The organism is Bradyrhizobium guangxiense (assembly GCF_004114915.1).
In the GTDB taxonomy this organism is placed as follows: domain Bacteria; phylum Pseudomonadota; class Alphaproteobacteria; order Rhizobiales; family Xanthobacteraceae; genus Bradyrhizobium; species Bradyrhizobium guangxiense.
In genome coordinates this window covers 1,958,625-1,984,153 of record NZ_CP022219.1, presented here as the reverse complement: position 1 = coordinate 1,984,153, position 25,529 = coordinate 1,958,625, and the positions used below count along the sequence as shown (strand labels likewise).

Here is a 25,529-nt window from a genome sequence, read left to right as displayed (position 1 = left end):
GAGGTAGCGTCTTCGTCGAACTACCTCTGCACGTTCTGGAATGAAACGCCGCCCAATTCCGGGCGGCGTTTTTGTTCTGGGAGGTAGCGGTCGCCGCACCCGTCATTGCGAGGAGCCCTTGCGACGAAGCAATCCAGACTGTTTCCGCGGAGGGATTTCTGGATTGCTTCGCGGAGCCTGTCATCGAGGCGCGCGACGCGCGGACCCAGTGGCTCGCAATGACGAGGATAGAGCTTTGGGGGTCTCACTTCACCTCAGCCAGCGCCGCGAGAATCCTTGCCCAGGAGCGGATGCCCTTCTGGAAGCTCCGCAGGTCGTATTTCTCGTTCGGCGAGTGGATGTTGTCGTCGTCGAGGCCGAAGCCGACCAGCAGCGAGTCGAGGCCGAGCGTGCGCTTGAAGTCGGCGACGATCGGGATCGATGCGCCCGAGCCCATCAGCACGGTCTCCTTGCCCCATTCCTCGCTGAGCGCCTTGCTAGCGGCGGCGAGCGGCTTCATGTTCCAGTCGAGTGCGACCGCGGGCGCGGCGGAATGGTCGCCGAACTCGACCTTGCAGTCGCCTGGAAGCCGTGCCGTGACGTAGTCGCGGAAGGCCTTCCGGATCTTTTGCGGATCCTGTCCTTCGACCAGCCGGAACGAGACCTTGGCCGAGGCGTGCGAGGGGATCACGGTCTTGGAGCCCTCGCCGATATAGCCGCCCCAGATGCCGTTGACGTCGCAGGTCGGGCGGGATGAGGCCTGCTCGATCAGGAGGCGCCCCTTCTCGCCGGCCGGAATCGACAGGCCGATCGGCTTGAGGAACATCTCAGGGGGGAGGTTGAGCTTCTTCCATTGCTCCAGGATGTCGGGCGGCAGGTCCTTCACGCCGTCATAGAAGCCGGGAATGGTGATGCGGTTGTCGTCGTCGAACAGACCGCCGAGAATTTTCGTCAGCACCCGGATCGGATTCATCGCGCTGCCGCCGAACACGCCGGAGTGCAGGTCGCGATTGGCGGCGGTGATCTTCAGCTCTTCATAGAGCAGGCCGCGCAGCGACGTCGTGATCGCCGGCGTGTTGCGGTCCCACATGCCGGTGTCGCAGACCAGCACATAGTCGGCCTTGAACTCGTCCTTGTTGGCCTCGATGAACGGCACGAAATTCTTCGAGCCGACCTCCTCCTCGCCTTCGATCAGGAAGGTGATGTCGATCGGCAGCGAGCCTGTCACCTTCTTCCAGGCACGGCAGGCCTCGACGAAGGTCATGACCTGCCCCTTGTCGTCCTCGGCACCACGCGCGACGATGATCTTGCGGCCGTCCGCGTGATCGGTCACGACGGGCTCGAACGGCGGACGGTGCCAGAGATCGAGCGGATCGACCGGCTGCACATCGTAATGGCCGTAAAAGATCACATGCGGCCGCCCGCCGGCTCCGGTCTTGCCGACGATCGCGGGATGGCCCGCGGTCGGCCTCACCGCGGTGGCGACGCCGAGGCTCGCGATGTCCTTGGCGAGATGGTCCGCCGCCGCCTTGCAATCCCCGGCAAAGGCCGGATCCGCGGAAATCGACTTGATCCGCAACAGCGCGAACAGGCGCTCCAGGCTGTTGTCGAAGTCCTTGTCGATGTGATCGAGCACGGATTGAAGCTGCGCATTGGCCATGGTCGTGGGTCCTGATTGCTGGATCTCGGTAGTCCTCGGCTTTTAACGCCGTCACCGCGCCGGTGCCAGCCACGACACGACACACCAAGCCTGCCCAAGGCGAGCGGCTCGAAAGATGGCCACAAGGGAGCAGCTTACCTCCGCAGCAATCCGCCGAGCGCGCCGCGGACCAGTGTGCGGCCGATCGAGCCGCCGAGCTGGCCGCCGACCGACTTGCCGATATTGGCCGCCATCCCGCCGATCACCTGGTTGGTGACCGATCGCGTCACGTCCCGCGCAATGACCTGGCCGGTCGACAGGCGGCCCCGCTTGACGTTGGTGCCGAAGATGGTTCCGACGATCGAGCCGATCTGGCCCAGGATGCCGCCGCCGCTTCCGTCAGCCGGCCCGTCCGCTGTGGCCGCCGTGCCGGCGATGCGCTTCTGGATCATCTCGTAGGCGGACTCTTCATCCACCGCGGTGTCATATTTGCCCTTCACCGGGCTCGCAGCCATGATCGCCTTGCGCTCGTCCGGCGTGATCGGTCCGATGCGGGCCGACGGCGGCCGGATCATCACCCGCTCGACCATCGCCGGCGTGCCGTTGCCTTCGAGGAAGGACACCAGCGCCTCACCCTTGCCGAGCTCCATGATCACCTTGGCCGTGTCGAGCTTCGGGTTGGGCCGGAAGGTCTGGGCTGCGGCCGCGACCGCCTTCTGGTCGCGCGGGGTGAAGGCGCGCAGTGCATGCTGCACCCGGTTACCCAACTGTCCGAGAACGCGATCGGGCACGTCGATCGGGTTCTGCGTCACGAAATAGACGCCGACGCCCTTGGAGCGGATCAGGCGGACCACCTGCTCGATCTTGTCCATCAGCGCCTTGGGCGCGTCGTTGAACAACAGATGCGCCTCGTCGAAGAAGAACACCAGCTTCGGCTTAGGCAGATCGCCGGCCTCGGGCAGCTCCTCGAACAGCTCCGACAACATCCACAGCAGGAATGTCGCGTAAAGCCTGGGATTCTGGAGCAGCTTGTCCGCGACCAGGATGTTGATCATGCCGCGACCGTCGCGGTCGGTCTTCATGAAGTCCTTCAGCGCCAGCGCCGGCTCGCCGAAGAACTTGGTGCCGCCCTGGTTCTCCAGCACCAGAAGCTGGCGCTGGATGGTGCCGACGGTGGCCTTGGTGACGTTGCCGAACCCTTGCGCGGCCTTGCGGATGGCTGCGAGCGGATCCTCCTCCGCGTCCGCTGCCTTCTTCCCGCTCTCGGGCACGATGGCATCGAGCAGCGCGCGCAGATCCTTCATGTCGATCAGGGTCAGGCCGGCGTCGTCGGCGACGCGGAAGGCGACGTTGAGCACGCCTTCCTGCACGTCGTTGAGGTCGAGCATGCGCGCGAGCAGCAGCGGCCCCATTTCCGTGACGGTCGCGCGCACCGGGTGGCCCTGCTCGCCGAACACGTCCCAGAACACCGTCGAGAACTGGTCGGGCTGGAAATTCAGTCCCATCTCGGTTGCACGTTTGACGATGAAGTCCTTCGCTTCACCGACCTCGGAGATGCCGGAGAGGTCGCCTTTGATGTCCGCCGCGAAGACCGGAACACCGGCGCGCGCAAATCCTTCCGCCATCACTTGCAGCGTCACGGTCTTGCCGGTTCCGGTTGCACCGGTGACGAGGCCATGGCGATTGGCGAGCGCCAGCGTCAGCCATGCCTGCTCGTCTCCCTTGCCGACGAAGATCTTGTCGTCGGTATCGCCGAGCTTGCTGTCCTGTGCGGTCATTCTTCTCTCTGATCTTCCTGCCGGTTTCGCGTATCGAAACCCAAAGTACCAGTTCCGTAGTTTAATGCATGTCGCGCACCGATTAAAACCATTCAACGCGCCCCAAGCATGCGACATTGTCGGAAACGGACGGACGAGATCAGCCGAAAGTAGGAACGAGCAGTTCGCAACGCGGCAATTTTTCGCCGATTCCATCTCCGCTCTTGCACCGCTGCAACACTTTTCGCGCGTTCGAGGATGAATCGCGACGACGCCTGCGTTCATCGCTTGAATTTCACATCACACCGGCCCAAGATCATTTTCGAAAGAAATACTCCGGCATGCAAACCGGCTGAGGGGCGGGCCTTATGGACGAACTGATCGGGCGGCTGGCGACAAACGCCAGCATAGATAGTGCTGTCGCTGAAAAGAGCGTCGGCATCATCCTGGGCTTCCTCCGCAGCGAGGGTCCTTCCGACAGCGTACAGGCCCTGATCGATCAGATTCCCGGAGCGGAAGCGGCAATCGAGGCGTCCAGGAGCGGCGGCGGACTGTCTCGGCTGATGGGCGGCGGCCTGATGGCGGTCGGCACGCGCCTGATGGGCCTCGGGCTCGGCATGTCCGAGATTCAGAACGTCGCTCGTGAACTTTTCCGCTACGGCCGAGACAAAATCGGAGCAGATCAGATGGGCAAGATCGTTGCGGGGACGCCGGGTCTCAGCCAGTTCGCCTGAAGCCTTGGCAATTCATATCGAGCACCATGACATATCCCATCTCCGAGATTGAGGGCCTGTCGGTCTTTGCCGCCAACAAATTGAAGGCGGAGGGTATCCGCACCACCGACGCGCTGCTCGAGGCGGCCGGCACGGTGAAGGGCCGCAAGGCGCTTTCCGCCAAGACCGGTATCAGCGAGCAGCTGCTGCTGGAATGGGCCAACGTCTCCGACTACATGCGCATCCCCGGCATGGGCCGCGCCAAGGTCGGCCTGGTCCGCGCCGCCGGCGTCACCACCGTGCGCGAGCTCGCCTATCGAAATCCGGCAAGGCTCGCCCAGAGCATGCGCGACGCCAACGAGAAAAAGAAGCTGCTCCGCATCCTGCCCTCGGAGAAGTCGGTCGGCGACATCATCGCCAAGGCAAAGAAGCTGCCGCCGAAGATCACGTATTAGCCCACTTACTCTCCCCGTCATCTTGAGGTGCGAGGCATGAGACGCGAAGCGTCTCATGGAGAGCCTCGAAGGATGGGCGGCCATGCTGCCGCCACGCGAAGGGAGCGGGGCCGTCGCCCTTCGAGGGCCGCTGAAAAAGCGGCCGCCTCAGGGTGACGGCGAGAGAGCGACGCCCGTAGCCATTGGTGCCCCCTATCCCGGCTTGACTCCCCCTCCCCGCCCGCTAAAGCGGGCGCCATGAATGCCTCGCCCTCCAAAACGGTCCCGCCGGCCGGCTCGGCCGGGATTGATCTGCTGCGGACGCTGCTGGAGCGACCGATCCCGGCGGTGATGGGCGTGCTCAATGTGACGCCGGATTCCTTCTCCGACGGCGGCGAGTTCATCGCGCCCGAGCTGGCGCTGGCGCGTGCACGGGCGATGATCGAGGCCGGCGTCGACATCATCGATATCGGCGCGGAATCCACCCGGCCCTACAAGGGCGCCCGGCCGGTCACGGCGGACGACGAGCTCGTGCGGCTGAAGCCGGTGCTGGCTGGCGTCGTCGCGCTCGGCGTGCCCGTCTCGATCGACAGCATGAAGGCCGAAGTGGTGGCCTTCGCGCTCGACCAGGGCGTGGCGATCGTCAACGATGTCTGGGGCCTGCAACGCGACCCCGCCATGGCGCCGCTGGTGGCCGAAAGAAGCGTCCCCGTCATCGTCATGCACAACCGCGACGATGCCGATCCCGCCATCGACATCATCACGGACATGAAGACGTTCTTCCTGCGCTCGCTGGACATCGCGGCAAAGGCCGGCATCGCGCGCGACAAGATCGTGCTCGATCCCGGTATCGGCTTCGGCAAGACCGCCGAGCAGAGCATGACGGCGCTGGCGCGCTTGCGCGAATTCGAGATGTTCGGCCTGCCGATCCTGGTCGGCGCCTCGCGCAAGCGCTTCATCGCCTCGGTGTCGCCGTCGGAGCCGAAAGAGCGGCTCGCCGGCTCGATCGCCGCACATCTGATCGCCGCGCAGCGCGGTGCAAAGATCATCCGGACCCATGACGTCGCCGAGACCTTGCAGGCGCTGCGGGTGGCGAATGCAATCGAGGGCAAGCAATGACCGATACGATCTTCGTCACCGGCCTGTCGATCCATGCCCGTCACGGCGTGATGGACCACGAGACCGAGGTCGGCCAGCGCTTCGTCATCGATCTCGAACTCTATACCGACCTGTCGGAGCCCTCGCGCAGCGACCGGCTCGCCGATACCGTGTCCTACGCCGACGTCGTGGCGACGACGACGGCGGCGTTCAAGAATACCAATTACAAGCTCTTGGAGCGCGCGGCCGGCGCGGTGGCCGACGCCATCCTGTCGCACTTCCCGCGCATCCGCGCCGTGAAGATCACAGTGCACAAGCCGCACGCGCCGATCGCCGCGATCTTCGACGACGTCGGCATCGTGCTGACGCGCTCGCGGCACCCATAACATGGCGAGCGTGCTGATCGCTCTCGGCGGCAATGTCGGCGATGTCCGCACGACGTTCACGAAGGCGATCGCCCATATCTGCGGCATGGCGCAAGCCGCATTGATCGCACGTTCCTCGGACTACACCACGCCACCTTGGGGCGACGAGGATCAGGATCCTTTCATCAACGCCTGCATCGAGATCGAGACCGGCCTCGATCCGCACGCGCTGTTATTCGTGCTGCAAAAGGTCGAGCAGAAGTTCGGCCGCATGCGGGACAAGGACCGGCGCTGGGGTCCGCGCACGCTCGATCTCGACATGATCGCCTATGACGATGTCTCCTTACACAAGCCGGACCTGACGCTGCCGCATCCGCGCCTGTTCGAGCGCGCCTTCGTGCTGGTGCCGCTGGCCGAAATCGCGCCCGACCGCGAGATCTCGGGTATTCGCGTGCGCGATGGCCTCGCCAGCGTCTCGACGCAAGGCATTGAGCGGCTTCCGGATACCGGTTAACCAAAAACGACCGTTTGCAGGGACGGTCCGCCGTGGCAAATTCGCCTGCGAATAACGAGACGTTCGGGAGCCCTTGGCCGTATGACCTCCGTGACTGACGACCTGAAGCTGGCGGCCGATTTTCCCAAGGCGACCGCTGAGGACTGGCGCAAGCTGGTCGACGGCGTGCTCAAGGGCGCGCCGTTCGAGAAGCTGGTCGGCAAGACCTATGATGGAATCAAGATCGAACCGCTCTATCCGCGCGCCAAGGGCGTTGCGCCCGTGGTGGGACGGTCTGCGGCGGCACCGTGGCAGATCATGCAGCGGATCGACCATCCCGATGCCACCCTGGCGAATGCTCAGGCGCTGACCGATCTTGAAAACGGTGCGACCGGGCTTGCGCTGGTGTTCGCCGGCGCCAATGGCGCGCGCGGCTTCGGCCTGGAACCATCGGCCGACGCGGTCGCAAAGCTCCTGAACGACATTCACCTCGACGCCGGCATTGGCATCGAGCTCGAGATTGGACCGCAATCGCGGATGGCCGCGATCCATGTCGCGGAATATGTAAAGGGCAAGGGCCTCGATCCCGCCGCGTGCAACATCCGCTTCGGCCTCGATCCGCTCGCGGCCGGCGCGGTGTGGGGCCACAGCCCGTACACTTGGGAGGAGATCGCTCCCGCGATCACCGGCGCCATCAAGGGCCTCGCCGGGCTCGGCTTCAAGGGGCCGTTCGCATCGGCCGACGGACGCGTGATCCACGATGCCGGCGGTTCCGAGGTGCAGGAGCTCGCCTTCGTGCTCGCCTGCGGCGTCGCTTACCTCCGTGCAATCGAAGGTGCCGGCATTCCGCTGGAGATCGCGCAGGGCATGGTCTATGCGCGGCTTGCCGCCGATGCCGACCAGTTCCTGACCATGGCCAAATTCCGCGCGCTGCGGCTGTTGTGGGCGCGCATCGAAACGGCGTGCGGGCTGACGCCCAAGCCGCTGTTCATCGCCGCCGACACGGCCTGGCGCATGCTGACGCAGCGCGATCCTTACGTGAACATGCTGCGCGCGACCATCGCGACATTCGCGGCTGGCCTTGCCGGCGCCAGTGCGATCACGGTGCTGCCGCACACGCTGGCGCTCGGCCTGCCCGATCCGTTCGCGCGGCGCGTGGCACGCAACACGCAGCTGCTGCTGCTCGAGGAAAGCAACGTTGCCAAGGTCAGCGATCCCGCCGCAGGTGCCGGCGGCATCGAGACGCTGACGGCGCAGCTCTGCGAGGCCGCCTGGACCCTGTTCCAGGAGAGCGAGAGCGCCGGCGGCGCCTTTGCCGCGCTTCAGCAAGGCCTGTTCCAGAACAGGGTCGCGGCGGCGCGCAAGGCGCGCGACGCCAACATCGCCAAGCGCCGCGACGTATTGACCGGCGCCAGCGAGTTTCCGAACCTGCATGAGAGCGAAGCCACCGTCCTGAAAGCAACGCCGGTCGCGCTGGCACCGTACGGCGAGCAAAAATACAAGTTCGATGCGCTGCCCCCGATCCGACTCGCGGAACCGTTCGAGGCGCTGCGTGACAAGTCGGATGCCGTGCTGAAGGCATGCGGCGCGCGGCCCAAAGTGTTCCTGGCCAATCTCGGCACGCCCGCCGATTTCACGGCACGTGCGACCTTCGCCAAGAGCTTCTTCGAGGCCGGCGGCATCCAGGCCGTCGACAGCGAGGGCTTTGCCGATTCGGCTAAGCTCGCCGCCGCCTTCAAGGCCTCCGGCGCCGAGCTCGCCTGCCTTTGTTCCAGCGACAAGGTCTATGCGGAACACGCTGAAGCTGCGGCCAAGGCCCTGCAAAGCGCAGGCGGCCGACATATCTATCTGGCGGGCCGCCCGACGGATGCCGAGGCGGCGCTGCGGGCCGCCGGCGTCACGGCTTTTGTCTTCGCCGGGGGCGATGCGCTTGCCACGCTGCAAGACGCCTACCGACGGATGGAGCAGCCATGACCGACACCAGCAAACCCATCCTCACCGGCGGCTGCCAATGCGGAGCGGTGCGCTTCGGCGTCACGACGGCGCCGAACAGGGTCTCGATCTGCCACTGCCGCATGTGCCAGAAGGCAGCCGGTGCGCCGTTCGCCTCCTTTGCCGATATCAACAAGACCGATTTCGCCTGGACCAAGGGGCAGCCGTCGTTCTTCCGCTCCTCCACCATCGCCGAGCGCGGCTTTTGCTCCGCCTGTGGCACGCCGCTGAGCTTCGGCCGCATTGACGGCGACCGGATCGAGATCATGACCGGCGCCTTCGACCACCCCGACCGGGTGATCCCGACGCGCCAGTTCGGCACCGAATCCCGCCTCGGCTGGGTGGTCGGCATCGCCAATTTGCCGAGCCAGACCACGCAGCAGAATTACGGACCGGAGAAGATGGCGACCATCGTCAGCCATCAGCATCCGGATCATGATTAGAGCGCCGATGATATGGTTGAAGCCATGAGCCGCATTCCGAACTTTGCCGACATCGCCTTCGAGAGAGCTGCCACCACTGCACCGGCCGGCAGCGCCGAGCCCTGGCTAACGCCGGAGGGCATCCTGGTGAAATCAGCCTATGGCGAAGCCGATCTCGCCGGGCTCGATTTCCTCGAGACCTATCCGGGCATCGCGCCGTACCTGCGCGGCCCCTACCCGACCATGTATGTCAACCAGCCCTGGACCGTCAGGCAATATGCCGGCTTCTCCACGGCGGAGGATTCCAACGCGTTCTACCGCCGCAATTTAGCTGCCGGACAGAAGGGCCTCTCGGTCGCCTTCGACCTCGCCACCCATCGCGGCTACGACTCAGACCATCCGCGCGTCGGCGGTGACGTCGGCATGGCCGGCGTTGCCATCGATTCCATCTACGACATGCGCACGCTGTTCGCTGGCATTCCGCTCGACCAGATGAGCGTGTCCATGACCATGAACGGCGCCGTGCTGCCGATCCTCGCGCTCTACGTCGCCGCGGCCGAGGAACAGGGCGTGCCGCCGGAGAAGCTGTCGGGCACCATTCAGAACGACATTCTGAAAGAGTTCATGGTGCGCAACACCTACATCTATCCGCCTGCGCCCTCGATGCGGATCATCTCGGACATTTTTGCGTACACCTCGCAAAAGATGCCCAAGTACAATTCGATCTCGATCTCTGGTTACCACATGCAGGAAGCTGGAGCGACGCAGGATCTCGAACTCGCCTATACGCTGGCCGATGGCGTCGAATATCTGCGCGCAGGTCTTGCCGCCGGCTTAGATGTCGACCGCTTCGCGCCGCGGCTGTCGTTCTTCTGGGCAATCGGCATGAACTTCTTCATGGAAGTCGCCAAGCTGCGCGCCGCTCGCCTGCTCTGGGCGAAGCTGCTGAAGCCGTTCAATCCGAAGGATCCGCGCTCGCTGTCGCTGCGCACGCACAGCCAGACCTCGGGCTGGTCGCTGACCGCACAGGACGTCTTCAACAACGTGATGCGCACGACAGTCGAAGCGATGGCGGCGACCCAAGGCCACACCCAGTCGCTGCACACCAACGCGCTCGACGAGGCGCTGGCGCTGCCGACCGACTTCTCGGCGCGCATCGCCCGCAACACCCAGCTGTTCCTGCAGCAGGAGAGCGGCACCACCCGCATCATCGATCCCTGGGGCGGCTCGTATTACGTCGAACGGCTCACGCGCGACCTCGCCGCCAAGGCCTGGGGCCACATCCAGGAGGTCGAGGAGCTCGGCGGCATGGCAAAAGCCATCGAGGCCGGCGTGCCCAAGCTGCGCATCGAGGAGGCCTCGGCCAAGACCCAGGCGCGCATCGATGCCGGCAAGCAGGCGGTGATCGGCGTCAACAAGTACAAGCCGACCGACGAGGACAGAATCGAAATCCTGAAGGTCGACAACACCAATGTCCGGCGGCTGCAGATCGACAAGCTGAAGCGGCTGAAATCAGAGCGCAACCAGAAGGACGTCGATGCCGCGCTCGCCGCGCTGACGCGCTCGGCCGGCGAAGGCAACGGCAATCTGCTCGCGCTTGCGATCGATGCCGCGCGGGCCAAGGCGACGGTTGGCGAAATCTCTGACGCAATGGAGAAAGTGTTCGGCCGCCACCGCGCCGAGATCAAATCCATCACCGGCGTCTACAAGCGGGAGGCGTCCAGCATGGGCAATCAGGTCGAGAAGGTTCAGGCGCTGATCGACGCCTTCGAGGAGGCGGAAGGCCGCCGCCCGCGCATCCTGGTCGCCAAGATCGGCCAGGACGGCCACGACCGCGGCCAGAAGGTGATCGCCTCCGCGTTCGCAGACATCGGCTTCGACGTCGACATCGGGCCGCTGTTCGCGACTGCAGATGAAGCCGCCCGGCAGGCGGTCGAGAACGACGTCCACATCCTCGGCGTCTCTTCGCTGGCCGCCGCCCACCTCACCGCGGTGCCCGAATTGAAGGCCGCGCTGAAGAAGCAGGGCCGTGACGACATCATGATCATCGTCGGTGGCGTGGTGCCGCCGCAGGATTACGATGCCCTCTATGCGGCAGGCGCCGAAGCCATCTTCCCGCCGGGCACCGTGATCGCGGATGCGGCCGAGGAGCTGATCCGCAAGCTGAATGCCCGGCTCGGCCATAGCGAGGCGGCGGAGTAGATGATAGACTGGCCTTAACCGGCCAGGTGTGTCCATGACACGTGACGAGATCATCGCTGCGATACGCGAGAATGCGGACGCCATCAAAGGCAAGGGCGTTTCGAAGCTTGCCATTCTTGGCTCGCGGGCCGGCGAAAATTACGGCAGCGACATCGACATTCTGCTCGAGATCGAACCGGACACCTCTTTTTCACTACTCAAGCTGATCGATGTCGAGAATATCATCGAAGGTGCGACCGGCTTGCAAACGCAGGCAACCGTTCGCCGCTCGACGTCTCCCCGCTTTGCGCCGCACAGCGCAGACGACATTGTCGAAATATTCTGACGCTCACGCAGGAGCACCATCCTTGAAATTCATCGCCGCTCTAAGCGTCGCCCTGGCGCTGAGCGCAACATGCGCGTTTTCCGCCCTCGCCGCCGATCCCAAGCCCGACGCCGTGGCTAAGACCAAGAGCATCCAGGCGCGCGTCCTGCTCGACGACAAGATCAAGGCGGATGCCGCGCTGGCGGCGGATTGCTTCGCGGAAGGCAAGAAATGGCTCGACAAAAATGCCTCGGAAGCTGCCGCCTCGCGCAAAGCTGACCCGCAGTTCTTCAAGAACGGCGGCTGGGACTTCGAGCGCAAATATGAGATCCGCTCGGTCGTCGCCGATCGCTATGTCAGCATCCTGCGCAACGACTACATGAATACAAACGGCGCGCATCCCAACTCGGATGTGAACACGATCCTGTGGGACAAGGCCGAGAACAAGCGCATCTCGATTCGCCCGTTCTTCACCGAGACCGCCGACAAGGGCCCGACCCTGAAGGCGATGGTGAAAGCCATCATCGCCTCGCTCAAGGCCGAGAAGAAGAAGCGCGATGCGGGCGAGACCGCGACCGACGAATGGTTCAAGAGCGTGGAGCCGAGCCTGCTCAAGATTGGCGCGGTGACGCTCACACCCTCGACTGAAGCGGGCAAGAGCTCCGGGCTCACCTTCCATTACCCGCCCTATGCGGTCGGCCCCTATGCCGAGGGCGAATACGTCGCCTTCGTCCCGTGGGACGCGCTGAAGCCGTATCTCACCACAGAAGGCACCCGCATTTTCGGCGGCGCGCGGCCGAAGGGCGACGCGGACGAGCCGTGAGCGATCGCTAACCCGATCGCGGACGAGCCCGCGCCAGTGTCCGCGCCAATGAATCCGTCCAATCCGGAATCCAGGCCTCAAACAGGGCTCGCCAGCGATCGGCGTCTGCAGGTTCGGTATCGAGGCGACCGACCACTCGATAAGCGTACGGTTGCTCTCGGTGATCGGACGCAGATGCATGGTGCCTTGATAGCGCGTCGGCGCCGGAGTCCGGCTTCCATCGTCTTGCGGATACGGCAACGCTTCGAGACCGGCATAAGTCAGGGTGTGCTGCCGGTCCGAGTGATCGACCAGGCGCTGGCGGATCCAGTTTCCGAGATAGCAGAAGCGTCTGATGGCGCCGACTTCATCGCCGCGCTTGTCGTCTTCGATCACGCTCTCGCTCACGCCGTCGATATAGGCGGGATAGTTGTTGAAATCGCGGATCAGCGACCAGACTTCGTCCAGCGGGCGGTCCAGCACGGCACTGTAATAGGCTTGGGTCATCGAGGGCTTGCCTTGGCTTTCGTTACCCGCTCAGGTTGGCGAGTTGCGCCGGCAAAACCCACCCGATTTCCGATTGCCGGTCCGATGGGCATGCTGTTTTCACACAACATGTCGATGTCCTTGGTAGCGCTACCTTGCGGCAGCGCTGCAAAGCCGACTAGAATGTCGCCATTGACAAGAGCGCCCGATGTCACGGGCGCCGCTGGGAGGCATTCAATGTCCAAGATTTCCCGCCGCACCTTTGCGGCTTCGACGGCCGCCGTCGCGGCATCCGCCGCTTTCGGGTTCAAACCCGCAGTCGCCCAAGCCTATCCGGCCCGTCCGGTCACCGTGATCGTGCCCTGGGGCGCGGGCGGCGGCACCGATGCGACCGCGCGCATCGTCGCGGCGCTCCTCGAAAAAGACCTCGGCCAGCCCTTCAACGTGGTCAACCGCACCGGCGGCTCCGGCGTGGTCGGCCATAGCGCAATCGCGACCGCGCAGCCCGATGGCTACACCATCGGCATGCTCACCGTCGAAATCTCGATGATGCACTGGCAGGGCCTCACCGAGCTGACGCCGAAGAGCTACACGCCGCTGGCCCTGATGAACGAGGATCCCCCGGGCATCCAGGTCTCCTCCTCCTCGCCCTACAAGACCGTCAAGGAGCTCGCTGAAGCGATCAAGGCGGCCCCTCCCGGCAAGTTCAAGGCCTCGGGCACCGGCCAGGGCGGCATCTGGCATCTGGCGCTGGTCGGCTGGATGCAGGCGATGGGCCTGCCCGCCAACCAGGTCGCCTGGGTGCCGTCAAACGGCGCGGCACCTGCGATGCAGGATCTCGCCGCCGGCGGCCTCGACCTCACCACCTGCTCGGTGCCGGAGGCGCGTGCCATCATCGAGGCGGGCAAGGCCAGGAGCCTCGCCATCATGGCGCCCGCGCGCAATCCGGTCTTCAAGGACGTGCCGACGCTGAAGGAGGCGATGGGCATCGACTACGCGACGGGTGCCTGGCGCGGCATCGGCGCGCCGAAAAACCTGCCGCCGGAGATCGCAACCAAGCTCACTGCGGCGCTGAAGAAGGTCTACGACTCCGCCGAGTTCAAAGACTTCATGAGCAATCGTGGCTTCGGCACCGTGTGGGGCGATGCCGGCCAGTTCGCGGGCTTCATGGACAAGGGCGACGCCCAGATGGGCGAAGCGATGAAGGCGGCCGGCCTCAGCAAGGCGTGATTGTTCACCTCTCCTCGCGTGCGGCGAGGCTATCGCATATGAAGAAGAAGGCGGCGAATAGCTCGCTTGCAGCCCATCCTTCGAGACGCCCGCCTGCGGCGGGCCCTCAGGATGAGGTCGCGTTCTGCGGCGAGATATCAGACCCTCATGGTGAGGAGCCCGCGAAATCGGGCGTCTCGAACCATGCAGGCCGAGCATCTTCCGCATATGCGCTAGCCCGGCCCACGCGGGGAGACGGAGCCCACCTCCCGGAATTCTGACAGGACTTCTCCCATGCGTCTTCCCGACTCCGTCACGGGATCGTTTCTCGTCGCACTCGGTGCGGCCGCCGCCTATGGCGGCTGGATCTTGCCGCCGGTACCCGGGCAACCGGTCGGCCCCAACGTGTTTCCGCTCGTGATCGGCACGGGGCTAGCGCTGTGCGGGCTCGCGATCGTGTTCGGGATCGGCCACTCCTTCGAGGAGGAGGAAGAGCTCGTCCCGCTGGAGGACGGCCAGGCCGCAGCCCCGCCGCCGCAAGGCAAGCTCTACGGATTGCGCGCCTTGCTACCGCCGGCATTGCTGCTGTTCTACGTGTTTGCGGCCGACCGGCTCGGATTCATCGTCACTGCCGCGATCATGGTCTACGTCACCTCGACCGCGCTCGGGGCCAAATGGAAGCTGGCGCTGCCGCTCGCGGCGCTCTCGCCCTTCGCCATCCACCTCATCTTCGGCAAGCTGCTCCGCGTGCCGCTGCCCGCCGGCCTGTTGCCGACGCCCTGGTAATCCCATGCTCAAGACCCTGATTGAAGCTTTCGCGCTGATCTCCACCTGGGAGGTCATCATCGCGATGTTCGCGGCCTCCGTGTACGGCCTCGTGATCGGCTCCCTGCCGGGCCTGTCGGCGACGATGGCGACCGCCCTGCTCGTCCCCGTCACTTTTTACCTGTCGCCGATCGCGGCGATCGCGACCATCGTCGCGGCATCCTCGATGGCGATCTTCTCCGGCGACATTCCGGGCGCGCTGCTGCGCATTCCCGGCACGCCGGCTTCCGCCGCCTATGCGGACGAGGCCTATGCCATGACGCGCAAGGGCCAGGCGGAGCTCGCATTAGGTGCCGGCGTCTGGTTCTCGGCCGTCGGCGGCATTGCCGGCGTGCTGTCGCTGATGATCCTGGCGCCGCCGCTCGCCGAGATCGCATTGTCCTTCTCGACCTTCGAATATTTCTGGCTGGCGCTGCTCGGCCTGATGTGCGCCACGCTGGTGGCGCGTTCCTCGCCGGTGAAGGCGATCGCCGGCATGTTCATCGGCCTGCTCGTCTCCTGCATCGGCATCGAGAATCCCGGCGGCATCCCGCGCTTCACCTTTGGCATTACGGATCTGTTTGGCGGCATCGAGCCGATCCCGGCGCTGGTCGGCGTGTTTGCGGTCGCGCAGGTGATGCGGGCGATGCTGACGCCCGAGCCGCCGCCGCTGCCGCGGCGCAAATTTGGAAGCATCATGGCCGGCCAATGGAAGCTGACCAAGCTCTATCACTGGCAGATGACGCGCGGGAACATCGTCGGCATCATCATCGGCGTGCTGCCCGGCGCCGGCGCCGACATGGCCGCCTGGGTGTCCTATGCGATGTCGAAACGCTTCTCCAAGGAGCCGGAAAAATTCGGCACCGGCCATGTCGAGGGCCTGGTCGAGGCCGGCGCCAGCAACAATGCCAGCATCGCCTCGGGCTGGGTGCCCTCGCTGCTGTTCGGCATTCCCGGCGACACTATCGCCGCGATCGCGATCGGCGTGCTCTACATGAAGGGGCTCAATCCGGGTCCGACGCTGTTCACCGAGAAGGCGTCGAGCATGTACGCGATCTACCTGATGTTCATCATCGCGAACATCCTGATGATCCCGCTCGGCATCGCCATGATCCGGGTCGCCGCCTACATCCTACTGGCGCCGCGCTCCACCGTGATGCCGATCATCATGCTGTGCTGCGCGGTCGGCTCGTTCGCGATCGGCAACAACATGTTCGGCGTCGTCACCGTCGCCGCCTTCGGCGTGATCGGCTACGTGATGGAGGCAAACGGCTACCCTGTCGCCGCGATGGTGCTTGGCATCGTCATGGGCACCATGGTCGAGCAGGCCTTTGTCACGTCGCTGATTAAGTCCGACGGCAGCATCTTGCCGTTCTTCGAACGGCCGGTTGCCGCCATCCTCGCGGCGATGGCGATCGGCGCGCTGCTGTGGCCGGTGATGGTCTGGGTCTGGCGCAAGGTGAAACCGCCGCAGGCCGCGGCGGCAACGGGCCGGTGATATCGGGCGGGCGGGGCTCGCCTGCTTCGCCGGGGCGTTGTAAAGCAGGGCATGACTGAGAAGAAAGCCTCGCTCGACATCAAGTCCCTCGCGCGCGACTTGCGCGCCGGCAGCCGCGCGGCGCTGGCGCGGGCCATCACGCTGGTGGAGAGCCGGCGCGGCGACCATCAGGCGCTGGCCCGGGAGCTGGTGCAGATGCTGCTGCCGGACACCGGCAAGGCGTTCCGCGTCGGCATCACCGGCTCGCCGGGCGTCGGCAAATCCACCACCATTGACGCGCTCGGCACTTACCTCATCGCGCAGGGCCACAAGGTCGCGGTGCTCGCGGTCGACCCGTCTTCGGCGCGCAGCGGCGGCTCGATCCTCGGCGACAAGACGCGGATGGCGCAGCTCGCGGCGTCCGACCATGCCTTCATCCGTCCCTCACCGTCCTCGGGTACGCTCGGCGGCGTTGCGGCGAAGACGCGCGAGGCGATGCTGCTCTGCGAGGCCGCCGGCTTCGGCGTCGTGCTGGTGGAAACCGTCGGCATCGGCCAGTCCGAGACCGCCGTCTGCGACATGACCGACTTCTTTCTCGCCCTGATGCTGCCGGGCGGCGGCGACGAGTTGCAGGGCATCAAGAAGGGGCTGGTCGAGCTCGCCGACATGATCGCGATCAACAAGGCCGACGGCGACAATCTCAAGCGCGCCCACGTCACCGCTGCCGATTATCGCGGTGCGCTGCATATTCTCAGCCCCCGATCCGAGCACTGGCATCCGCCCGTCGTCACCTATTCGGCGCTGACCGGCACCGGCATCGCGGAGCTCTGGCAAAAGGTCCTCGACCATCGCAAGGCGATGAACGCATCCGGCGATTTCGCCGCACGGCGGCGCGACCAGCAGGTGAAATGGATGTGGTCGATGCTGGAGCAGCGGATGCTGGCGCGGCTGCGCAGCGAGGCGACCGTCCGCGCCAGGGTGAAGAAGATCGAATCCGAGGTCGCCGACGGCCACCTCACGCCGGCACTCGCCGCCGAGGAGATCATGAAACTCCTGCATTGAGGCCGCTTCACCCCTCAGTGGGAGAGGTGATGCGGAGTCCGAGTTCGCGATCCAACTCAGTCTCGCGACGACCTAACTGATCTGCCCGGCCAGCACCTTCGAGACGAAACGGGCGGTCGCCTCGCCGACCTCCTGAGGCGCCTCCTCCTGCAGGAAGTGCGCCCCCTTCACCAGGACAGTCTCCTGATTGGGCCAGGCCCTGCAGAACTCACGTTGCGCGCCGATCAGGAAGCCTGCCGGCTCGGCATCGATGAACAGTTTCGGGATCCGGTTCTTCGACATCCAATCCGCATAGGCCTCGACGACCGCGACGACATCGGCAGGCTCGCCCTCAATCGGCAATTCGCGCGTCCAGGTCAGCATCGGCTGACGGCTCCGACCGGGATTGCGGAAATAGCGGCGATAGACCTCGAGCGCCTCCGGCGCGATATGGCGCAGCGGCAGGAGATATTCGATGAACAGGTTCTTCTGCAGGATCAGGTCTTCGCCTTGCGGGCCCCGTTGGCCCTGGAAGAAGGCGCGCGTCGCATCGGGCCATTCGTCCCAGGAGTGGAACGGCCGGACGATGCCTTCCATGTAGACGATCGCCTTGACCCTCTCCGGATGCCGATGGGCCCAGTGAAAGCCGAGCGCCGCGCCCCAGTCGTGCACGACGAGGATGACATTCCCGGTCAGGCCCAGCGCATCGAACCAGGCATCGAGATAGCGCTGGTGATCGACGAAGCGATAGGAGCCGTTCGGCGCCGCGCCCGAATTGCCCATGCCGACGAGGTCTGGCGCAAGGCAACGGCCATACGGCAGGAGGTGCGGAATGATGTTCCGCCAGAGATAGGACGGCGTCGGAACTCCGTGCAGGAATACGATGGGATCCCCTGTGCCGACATCAACGTAGGCCATCTGGGTATCAAGGGACTTGATGTATTTCCGGTAGGAAACTTCCTCGGTCGAGATCGGGGGATGGTTGACGTGCAACATGATGAAACTCCGTTCTCTGTCTTGCACACCAGTGAACGATCACTACCCGCTACTTGTTTCAACCAGTAAACAAGATTAACTGGTGTTCGATGTCGAAGGAATCGCGCAAGTTCCATGTGCCGGACGCGCTGGCCAATCTCTACGATTTCGCCAACACGCTCGATCTGCGGCACTTCACCCATCACGGCGTCCAGCATCAGCAGGCGGACGAGCTGCACAATCTCGCCGCGCTCGGCGAGTGGATGCGCCAGCATGGGCTGATCGAACGTGCCGCTACACCATCGCAGAAGACGTTCGAGGCAGCCTTGCGGCTGCGCGGCGCGGTCCGCGACTACCTTAAATGCGAGCCGGCGGAGCGCCATCGCAAACCGGCCGTCACCACTCCCCTCAACGCTGCGATGGAGCCGTTTGCACTGCGTGTCGCCGCCATCGGCAAGAATGGTTTTGCACTCAGGCCGGTGATGAGCGATGCGCAGGCGGGCCTGTCGGCGATTGTCGCCGAATTGTACGACGCGGCCTCGGCCGGCACGCTCGATCGACTGAAGATGTGCGCCGCCGACGAGTGCCAGCGGGTGTTTTTCGATCGCTCGAAGCCCGGCACGCGGCGCTGGTGCCAATCCACCTTGTGCGGCAACCGGGAAAAGACGCGGACCTACCGTGAGCGCCACAGGCACGATCCCGCATCGGAGGTCTGACGGCTCGCGAGCTTGGAAGACGGCTGGTCCCGGTGTTTACTGGATGCCGGCGTCCCCGACAGGATCGAGAGGATCACATCCATTGTCCGACAAGCTCCGCGTTCTCCTCACCGGCTTCGGCCCGTTTCCCGGGGCGCCACATAATCCGACCCAGCCGCTGGTGGCGCGGCTCGCACAACTGCGCCGTCCGGCACTCGATGACGTCGCCATCTCCAGCCACATCTTCCCGGTCACCTATGCCGCGGTCGACCGGCAATTGCCTGACCTGCTCGCGACAGTGAAGCCGGATGCGCTTTTGATGTTCGGCCTCGCCGCACGCACGCCTTACTTGCGGGTCGAAACCCGCGCGCGCAACGCCGTCACCATGCTCTGGCCCGACGCTGCCAACACCCGCTCGAGCAAGCGCGGCATCGCCGGTCATGCGGACGCGATAACGTTCGGTCCGCACACCGCAAGACTGCTGCGCGCCGCGCGCCTCACCGGCATCGATGCACGGTCCTCGCGCGATGCCGGCGCCTATCTCTGCAACTACCTGAGCTGGCGCGCGATCGAGAAGGTCAGGGCTGGCGGTCCGCAGCTTGCGGCGTTCATCCACATCCCCCTGCTGGCGCGCAGCGGCGCGGTGCGCCGCAAGGGTGCAGCCCGGATCACGCTGGAGGAGCTGGTGGACGCGGGGGAAGCGATGCTGATGGAGATGGTGGGGCTGGCAAGAAAGCGGCGGAACACGCCGGCCTCGTAGCTTTGTGAGTGGGCAAAGGCGCACTTGCGCTGTGGCCACCATGTCTCCGCATCCATGGTGACGATGGTGGGCACGCTTGCGCTTTGCCCACCCCACGGCACCGCGTCTTGCGTAAACATTTAACCCTACCCCAAACAATCCCCACGAGCCCGGCCGCCCTGCGCTACCTAATCGGCGCGGACCCCCCGCGTCCGCCGGAGGACGCATCATGGACGTCAATCGCCGTCACCTCATCGGAGCTTCGACCGCAGGCCTCGCGGGTGCGCTGGCCATGCCGACCGACGCCGCACGCGCTGCGCCGCTGACGTCCCTGCTCGGCCGCGATGCGACGCAATACGGCGTGCGCCCCGGCAGCAGCGAAGACCAGACCCGCGCGCTGCAACGTGCGATCGACGAGGCGGCGCGGGCGCAGATGCCGCTGGCGTTGCCGCCCGGCGTTTACCGCAGCGGGCCGTTGCGGCTGCCGAACGGCGCGCAGCTGATCGGCGTGCGCGGCGCAACGAGACTCGTCTTCACCGGCGGGGCCTCGACGATCCAGAGCGACGGTTCGGATTGCATCGGACTCACCGGCATCACCCTCGACGGCGGCAGCATTCCACTGCCGGCGCGGCGCGGGCTGATCCATGTGCTCGGCGGGCGTGACGTCCGCATCGCCGATTGCGAGATCACGAACTCGGGCGGCAGCGGAATCTGGCTCGAGCAGGTCACCGGCGACATCGCCGGCAACATCTTGACCAACATCGCGGTGACGGCGGTGGTCTCGTTCGATGCCAAAGGCCTCAGTGTCTGCCGCAACACGATTCTCGGCACCAACGACAACGGCATCGAGATCCTGCGCACTGCGATCGGCGACGACGGCACGCTGGTCGCCGACAACCGCATCGAGAACATCAAGGCAGGTCCTGGCGGCTCCGGCCAGTACGGCAATGCGATCAACGCCTTCCGGGCCGGCAACGTGATCGTGCGCGGCAACCGCATCAAGAACTGTGACTACTCGGCGGTGCGCGGCAATTCCGCCTCGAACATCCAGATATCAGGCAACAGCGTCAGCGACGTGCGCGAGGTCGCGCTCTATTCGGAGTTCGCGTTCGAGGCCGCCGTGATCGCCAACAACACTGTCGATGGCGCCGCCGTCGGCGTCTCCGTCTGCAATTTCAACGAGGGCGGACGCATCGCGGTGGTCCAGGGCAACATCATCCGCAATCTGATCCCGAAACGGCCGATCGGCACCGCGCCGGATGACGACGCCGGCGTCGGCATCTACATCGAGGCCGACACGTCAGTGACCGGCAACGTGATCGAGAACGCACCGTCCTACGGCATCGTCGCCGGCTGGGGCAAATATCTGCGCGACGTCGCGATCACGGGCAACGTGATCCGCAAGGCGCTGGCCGGCGTCGGCGTCTCCGTCGTGCCGGGCGCCGGCATGGCGCTGGTCAACAACAACATGATCTCGGAAACCTCGCGCGGCGCCGTGGTGGGCCTCGATCACGCGCGTGCCGTGACCTCGGATCTGTCAGCGGACGGCGCGCAGCGATTTGCCCAGGTGGTGCTCGGCGGGAATGCGGTGCGGCGTTAAGGCCACCGCTCACCTCTGGCTATTGGACGCTAGAACGCGTTCCTGAGCAGCGGGTATTTGGCTTCGAGACCGTCGAGACTGAAGGTGAATTCGACGACGCGCTCGGGGGCTGCGACGATCTCCTCGGCCGGCGGGGTGAACTGCGGCAGGAGCGCCGCCATCGCTGCAGGCGCAGTCTTCGGCGGCTTGGCGGCAGCTGTTGCTAGCGGCGGCATCTCGGCAGGCGCGGGGAACGACGGCCACGCTGCGGGCGCCAGGGGCGCGGCAAGCGGAGCTTCGGCCATCTCCGCCAGGATGTCCGGCTTCGGATCGAGCCTGACCGGCACGGCGGTCTCGGGAGCGATGTGGACGGCCTTCGGCTGCACGGTCTGCGCCTGCTGGTCGCGTGGGAACAGGCGGGGCATGGTCGCCGGTGACCAACCGAACGCGGGCGTCACGCTCGCAGCCGCCTCGGCGACATCCCCACCGGTCGCTAGCGCGCGCCAGGTCTGAACGGCGCGCTTGGCTTCCTGGATGTTTTCGAGGAAAGCGATCTCGGAGTGATAGCGGCGCCAGCGGCCGGTCTCGAACATTTCGGAGAGATGCTGAAGCCGCTGCTCGGCGAGAGCACACCAGCGCGCTGCGACGTCGCGGCCAACGGCCACGGCACGATCAGACGCGAAGTCAGATCCTTGGCGATGTGTCATGAACCAGCCCGTCAGGAGAAAACACGGACGCGGGGGACGCAACGCACACGAATCAATTTAGACGCGACATGAATATTTTGTGGAAAAGATTTGACTTGTCCAGCAACGACGCAACGCTCGTCGTCAATGACCGTAGTTGTGCGGAGATTTGCTGTGTTTTCGAGTCAAGCTTCGCACAAGCATAGCGGACTTGCGGCGTGCTGCCCGAGTGACACCATGGACGTCGGCCCGACCTTTCAACCGAAAGCTGAATCCACCCGACGTTTCGAAGAATCGGACGCCCAAAAGAAAAGACCCGTCCGGGGGGACAACCGGACGGGTCGAGCCATATGGGCGCTTGGGGTGGATGGGCGCTCGCGCCTGATATGACTGATGGGGAGGGATGACCGCTCCCACATAATTTGGTCGTGGCAGCGGGCTGAACGTTCAACGTGGGGTTCGCTTTTTTGAGCTTCGATCTCGCGCGCGTCTTCGCCGCAGTCGCTAGCGCGTCGCTGGCCTATCCGCCTGAGAAACCGTGGATTTATCATCCGAGCTCGACAGCGAGGGTTGTTCGATCGCGCGGCTACTGGGCTCGTCGCCACGCTTCCCGGCGTCTTCACGTTTTGTTGTACCGGACGCAGCCGCAACCGGCGTCGCGCTGGTGGCGGGAACAGCCATGACTGCGGCAAACGCGTCGGGCTGGCCATCGCCGAAAAGCTCGTCACGCCCGGGAGAGCCGAGGTCGCGCGCCGTCTTCGTCAGCGTCACGCGCAGCGCTTCCGGCTTCAGGGCGTAGTTGCGCTCGAGCAGCAGCGCCGCGACGCCGGAAACATAGGCGGCCGAAAATGAGGTTCCCGACGTCATCTGGTATTTGCCGTCCGGCGCCGGCAGGAAGATATCGACCCCGGGCGCTGCGACCGCGATGTAATTGCCGCGGTTGGACGCGGTGAACAGCCTGTCCTGCTGGTCGGTCGCGCTGACTGCGATCACGTTGGGATTGGCGGCCGGATAGAGCGGCGGCGACTTGGCGCCGGCATTGCCGGCGGCCGCAATCAGCACGAGCCCGCGCGCGGCGGTCGCCGCGATGGCGCGCTCGATCACCGCGTCCTTCGGACCGGCAAAGCTCATATTGACGATCTGCGCGCCGTGCTCGGCGGCGTAGTTCAGCGAACGCAGGATGATGTAGGACGAGCTTTCGGCGCCGCCATTGGCACCACCAAAGGCGCGGATCGCGATGAGGCGCGCCTGTGGGGCGCTGCCCATCAGCCGGGCATGCGCCACGATCGCGCCGGCGATGCCGGTGCCATGAATGTGCGGCCCCTCGGCGCTGCCGAGGGCATCGAAATTGTCGGCGACGGAATCGGTGAGCTCGGGATGCCTGGCATCGATGCCGGAGTCGATCACGGCAATCGTGACGTTGGCGCCGTGCACCAGCGTGTGCGCCTGCGGCAGGCGGAGCTTGGCCAGGGCGTATTGCGCTGGATCGCCCTCGCTCGGGGCCACCGATTTCTGGTCCTGGAGCACATAGCGGAAGTTCGGCTGGACCGAGCGCACGCTGCCGTCCGCCGCGAATTCGCGCCGCACCGTCTCGTACGGCCGGCCATCCGCGATGCGGAACAGACCGAACGTGGCCCCGATCAGCGGGAAATTCTCCGAGGAGATGCGCCTCAGGCCGTGCCGGCGGGCAAGCTCGTCGGCATCGCCGGGCGACAGCGTGCCGTCGATCTCCGCCACGAATTCGTTGGCGAAGCTGCGCAGACTGGCAGCGGCCGGTGTGGCGTTGCCGCGGCCCTTGCCGGCACTCTTCTGGCCGGATTTGGCTGAGCCGCCACCGCCTGCGTTCGGCTGCGCCAGGCATTCGCCATCGGCGTCGCGATAGGGCGCGCTGCAGGCCGGATAGAGGTTCGGCGAGTAGCGCGCATATGGCAGCACCGTCGTCGTCGGCGGGATACGCGACGTCGTGATGTGGGGAAGGGTCGCTATCGTTCGCGGGCCGCGATCGACGGACACGGCCCTGGCCGACACGGTCGGTGCGACGCGCGGGGTCATGCTGGACGAGATGGTCGGCGTTCGCGAGGGGACGCTGATCGTGGGCGTGCGCATGATCGCCTGCGCCTGCGCAACCTCGATGCCGAGACAGGCGGCGATCAGAAGCGCGGCACCGACCGATGAAGCGTGGGCCCCGGCGCGCATCCTGCTCTCGGATTTGCCCGTCATCGATTCAGCGGCGCGCCTAGGGCGCCGCGACGGCGAGGTTCACGAACTTCTCGCGCTGCATCTTGCCTAGCAGCGAAGCGAGCTCGTCCTGGCTCATCGCCTTGTCGAACTGGAGGCGGAACAAGCCACCCTTGGCCCCGTCGATGATCGAGGCGTGGTAGCTGTCCAGCAGCGCGGTGATGTCGGCAATGCGCGCCTCAGGCGTGAAGCGCACCAGCGCGCGTGCCGGCGCGGCGGCGCCGCCAAGCTCGCGCGTGATCGGCGCGCCGGTCGAGAGCGAGGCGGTCTGGAAGGTCGCAGGCTGGTTCTTCATCAGCACGGCACCGATGACACCGGCTTGCAGCACCAGCGCGACGGCGCCGAGGGTCGCCGACCACGCCAGCGTGCGCGGCGACAGGCTCGCGAAGAAGGTCGAGATGCGCGCCGACAGCGGCAGCGGGCCGCTCGTCCGCGCCGGCTCGGCGTCGATCGCAGCGAACAGCTTCTGCATCGCGCGCGCCGACGGAGCACCCAGGCTCTCGTTCAGATGGATGGTCTCTTCGTATTCGCCGCGGATCGCGGCATATTGCTTGGCAAGCTCGGGATCGCGCGCCAGCGCTTCTTCGACCCGACGCGCATCGCGCGCGTTCAGCGTGCCGGCCGCGTGCCAGGGCAGCAGCAGTTCAATGTCACCGGGCTCTTGCTCCAGCATCTTCTTGCTCAAAGCCATCATGGCCAGCCTCGCTCAACGCCGGCTGCCTTCAGCAGTTCGGCCAGTTTCTTGCGCGCATAGAACAAGCGCGTCTTCACAGTGTTCTCCGGTATCCCGACGATTTCGGCCACCTCTTCCACGGACTTCTCGTGGTAGTAGACGAGATCGACGATTTCCCGGTGTTCCGGCGAGAGGCCCGTCAGACACCCCCGCAACACTTCACTGGTATCCTTCTTCTGCACCACCGTTTCCGGATCGTCGGACGCATCCTCGATCGCGTTGGCGGCCTCTTCGTCCAGCTCAAAATCCTTTCTGCGCCGAAGCGCAGACAGGGCCTTGAATCGGGTGATTGCCAGCAGCCAAGTGGAGACGGCGGATCGGCCCTCGAACTTGCCGGCCTGACGCCAGACGTCGAGAAACACCTCGCTGATGAGGTCTTCTGCCGCCTGCTCGTCCCGCACGAGCCTGAGCCCGAACCTGTACACCCTGACATGGTGCCGCCCGTACAGCACCTGCATGGCGAGCCGGTCACCTTGAGCGATCCTGGCGATCAGGATCTCGTCCGAAGCCGCCTGGGTCACGCTCAAAGGCCGTCTCGCAAAGTTGGTCGGGTCGGCGCGGCTGACGGTTCGACGGGGGGTGCAAAATTGTTCAAGCTACCGCAGTCATACGGGCGTCTGTGTGATCCCCCCCACATACCCGCATTTTTCTTGTCCCACCTGCGGCC

At 65.2% G+C, this 25,529-nt stretch carries 24 protein-coding genes and 1 pseudogene; 17 read left to right on the top strand and 8 right to left on the bottom strand.

Going from position 1 to position 25,529, the window contains the following annotated elements; genetic code table 11:
• Positions 1 to 244: 244 nt before the first annotated feature.
• Positions 245 to 1,639 (bottom strand): M20/M25/M40 family metallo-hydrolase, encoded by a 1,395-nt coding sequence (locus X268_RS09270; protein ID WP_128924657.1) that lies wholly within the window; start codon positions 1,637 to 1,639, stop codon positions 245 to 247.
• Between the two features lie 134 nt (positions 1,640 to 1,773).
• The gene (locus X268_RS09265) at positions 1,774 to 3,396 is read right to left on the bottom strand and encodes a helicase HerA-like domain-containing protein (RefSeq protein ID WP_128924656.1); all 1,623 of its coding nucleotides are present in this window, start codon (positions 3,394 to 3,396) and stop codon (positions 1,774 to 1,776) included.
• Positions 3,397 to 3,743: 347 nt separating this feature from the next.
• On the opposite strand from X268_RS09265, the gene X268_RS09260 reads away from it, so the two are divergent.
• From X268_RS09260 to X268_RS09215, 10 genes are all read left to right on the top strand, one after another.
• The gene (locus X268_RS09260; protein ID WP_128924655.1) at positions 3,744 to 4,109 is read left to right on the top strand and encodes a DUF2267 domain-containing protein; all 366 of its coding nucleotides are present in this window, start codon (positions 3,744 to 3,746) and stop codon (positions 4,107 to 4,109) included.
• Positions 4,110 to 4,135: 26 nt separating this feature from the next.
• Entirely contained in the window at positions 4,136 to 4,543 is a 408-nt protein-coding gene (locus X268_RS09255) for a DUF4332 domain-containing protein (protein ID WP_128924654.1), read from the top strand.
• Between the two features lie 237 nt (positions 4,544 to 4,780).
• A complete protein-coding gene (folP, locus tag X268_RS09250; protein ID WP_128924653.1) occupies positions 4,781 to 5,641 on the top strand; it encodes a dihydropteroate synthase in 861 nt (286 codons plus the stop codon).
• A complete protein-coding gene (gene folB, locus X268_RS09245) occupies positions 5,638 to 6,006 on the top strand; it encodes a dihydroneopterin aldolase (protein WP_128924652.1) in 369 nt (122 codons plus the stop codon). Before folP ends, folB begins: the two co-directional genes overlap by 4 nt.
• A gap of 1 nt (position 6,007) precedes the next feature.
• Complete coding sequence (folK, locus tag X268_RS09240) at positions 6,008 to 6,499, top strand: 2-amino-4-hydroxy-6-hydroxymethyldihydropteridine diphosphokinase (protein ID WP_128924651.1); 492 nt, start codon at positions 6,008 to 6,010, stop codon at positions 6,497 to 6,499.
• 81 nt (positions 6,500 to 6,580) lie between these two features.
• Positions 6,581 to 8,452 carry a methylmalonyl-CoA mutase family protein gene (locus X268_RS09235; protein ID WP_128924650.1) on the top strand — a complete coding sequence of 624 codons (1,872 nt, stop codon included), beginning with the start codon at positions 6,581 to 6,583 and terminating at the stop codon, positions 8,450 to 8,452.
• Positions 8,449 to 8,913 carry a GFA family protein gene (locus tag X268_RS09230; RefSeq protein ID WP_128924649.1) on the top strand — a complete coding sequence of 155 codons (465 nt, stop codon included), beginning with the start codon at positions 8,449 to 8,451 and terminating at the stop codon, positions 8,911 to 8,913. Before X268_RS09235 ends, X268_RS09230 begins: the two co-directional genes overlap by 4 nt.
• A gap of 24 nt (positions 8,914 to 8,937) precedes the next feature.
• Positions 8,938 to 11,094, top strand: a complete 2,157-nt coding sequence (gene scpA, locus X268_RS09225) for a methylmalonyl-CoA mutase (RefSeq protein WP_128929198.1) — start codon at positions 8,938 to 8,940, stop codon at positions 11,092 to 11,094.
• A gap of 34 nt (positions 11,095 to 11,128) precedes the next feature.
• A complete protein-coding gene (locus tag X268_RS09220; protein WP_128924648.1) occupies positions 11,129 to 11,419 on the top strand; it encodes a nucleotidyltransferase family protein in 291 nt (96 codons plus the stop codon).
• 22 nt (positions 11,420 to 11,441) lie between these two features.
• Entirely contained in the window at positions 11,442 to 12,221 is a 780-nt protein-coding gene (locus X268_RS09215) for a DUF3298 and DUF4163 domain-containing protein (RefSeq protein WP_164937625.1), read from the top strand.
• Between the two features lie 183 nt (positions 12,222 to 12,404).
• Here X268_RS09215 and X268_RS39995 read toward each other — a convergent pair.
• Positions 12,405 to 12,707 (bottom strand): annotated as a pseudogene (locus X268_RS39995) (SRPBCC family protein); the annotation flags it as partial.
• 216 nt (positions 12,708 to 12,923) lie between these two features.
• Here X268_RS39995 and X268_RS09205 point away from each other — a divergent pair.
• The 4 genes from X268_RS09205 to meaB all read left to right on the top strand — a co-directional run bounded on the left by X268_RS09205 (position 12,924) and on the right by meaB (position 17,238).
• The gene (locus X268_RS09205; RefSeq protein WP_128924647.1) at positions 12,924 to 13,916 is read left to right on the top strand and encodes a tripartite tricarboxylate transporter substrate binding protein; all 993 of its coding nucleotides are present in this window, start codon (positions 12,924 to 12,926) and stop codon (positions 13,914 to 13,916) included.
• A gap of 273 nt (positions 13,917 to 14,189) precedes the next feature.
• Positions 14,190 to 14,681, top strand: coding sequence for a tripartite tricarboxylate transporter TctB family protein (locus X268_RS09200; protein ID WP_128924646.1), 492 nt, complete (start codon positions 14,190 to 14,192; stop codon positions 14,679 to 14,681).
• A gap of 4 nt (positions 14,682 to 14,685) precedes the next feature.
• A complete protein-coding gene (locus X268_RS09195) occupies positions 14,686 to 16,197 on the top strand; it encodes a tripartite tricarboxylate transporter permease (protein ID WP_128924645.1) in 1,512 nt (503 codons plus the stop codon).
• Positions 16,198 to 16,248: 51 nt separating this feature from the next.
• Entirely contained in the window at positions 16,249 to 17,238 is a 990-nt protein-coding gene (gene meaB, locus X268_RS09190) for a methylmalonyl Co-A mutase-associated GTPase MeaB (RefSeq protein ID WP_128924644.1), read from the top strand.
• A gap of 72 nt (positions 17,239 to 17,310) precedes the next feature.
• Here meaB and X268_RS09185 read toward each other — a convergent pair whose 3' ends face one another.
• Entirely contained in the window at positions 17,311 to 18,213 is a 903-nt protein-coding gene (locus X268_RS09185; RefSeq protein WP_128924643.1) for a haloalkane dehalogenase, read from the bottom strand.
• A gap of 89 nt (positions 18,214 to 18,302) precedes the next feature.
• On the opposite strand from X268_RS09185, the gene X268_RS09180 reads away from it, so the two are divergent.
• The 3 genes from X268_RS09180 (at position 18,303) to X268_RS09170 (ending at position 21,226) form a co-directional block, all read left to right on the top strand.
• A complete protein-coding gene (locus X268_RS09180; protein ID WP_128924642.1) occupies positions 18,303 to 18,908 on the top strand; it encodes a CGNR zinc finger domain-containing protein in 606 nt (201 codons plus the stop codon).
• Positions 18,909 to 18,990: 82 nt separating this feature from the next.
• On the top strand, positions 18,991 to 19,647 hold the full coding sequence (locus tag X268_RS09175) for a pyroglutamyl-peptidase I (protein ID WP_128924641.1): 657 nt from the start codon (positions 18,991 to 18,993) through the stop codon (positions 19,645 to 19,647).
• A 208-nt stretch (positions 19,648 to 19,855) separates the two neighbouring features.
• Positions 19,856 to 21,226, top strand: coding sequence for a TIGR03808 family TAT-translocated repetitive protein (locus X268_RS09170; RefSeq protein WP_128924640.1), 1,371 nt, complete (start codon positions 19,856 to 19,858; stop codon positions 21,224 to 21,226).
• A gap of 29 nt (positions 21,227 to 21,255) precedes the next feature.
• On the opposite strand, the gene X268_RS09165 is transcribed toward X268_RS09170, so the two are convergent.
• From X268_RS09165 to X268_RS09150, 4 genes are all read right to left on the bottom strand, one after another.
• Positions 21,256 to 21,870 (bottom strand): TIGR03809 family protein, encoded by a 615-nt coding sequence (locus X268_RS09165; RefSeq protein WP_164937624.1) that lies wholly within the window; start codon positions 21,868 to 21,870, stop codon positions 21,256 to 21,258.
• Between the two features lie 525 nt (positions 21,871 to 22,395).
• Complete coding sequence (locus X268_RS09160) at positions 22,396 to 24,111, bottom strand: S8 family serine peptidase (RefSeq protein ID WP_128924638.1); 1,716 nt, start codon at positions 24,109 to 24,111, stop codon at positions 22,396 to 22,398.
• Positions 24,112 to 24,127: 16 nt separating this feature from the next.
• Entirely contained in the window at positions 24,128 to 24,823 is a 696-nt protein-coding gene (locus tag X268_RS09155) for a hypothetical protein (RefSeq protein WP_128924637.1), read from the bottom strand.
• Entirely contained in the window at positions 24,820 to 25,389 is a 570-nt protein-coding gene (locus X268_RS09150; protein ID WP_164937623.1) for a sigma-70 family RNA polymerase sigma factor, read from the bottom strand. Before X268_RS09150 ends, X268_RS09155 begins: the two co-directional genes overlap by 4 nt.
• Positions 25,390 to 25,529: the final 140 nt, after the last annotated feature.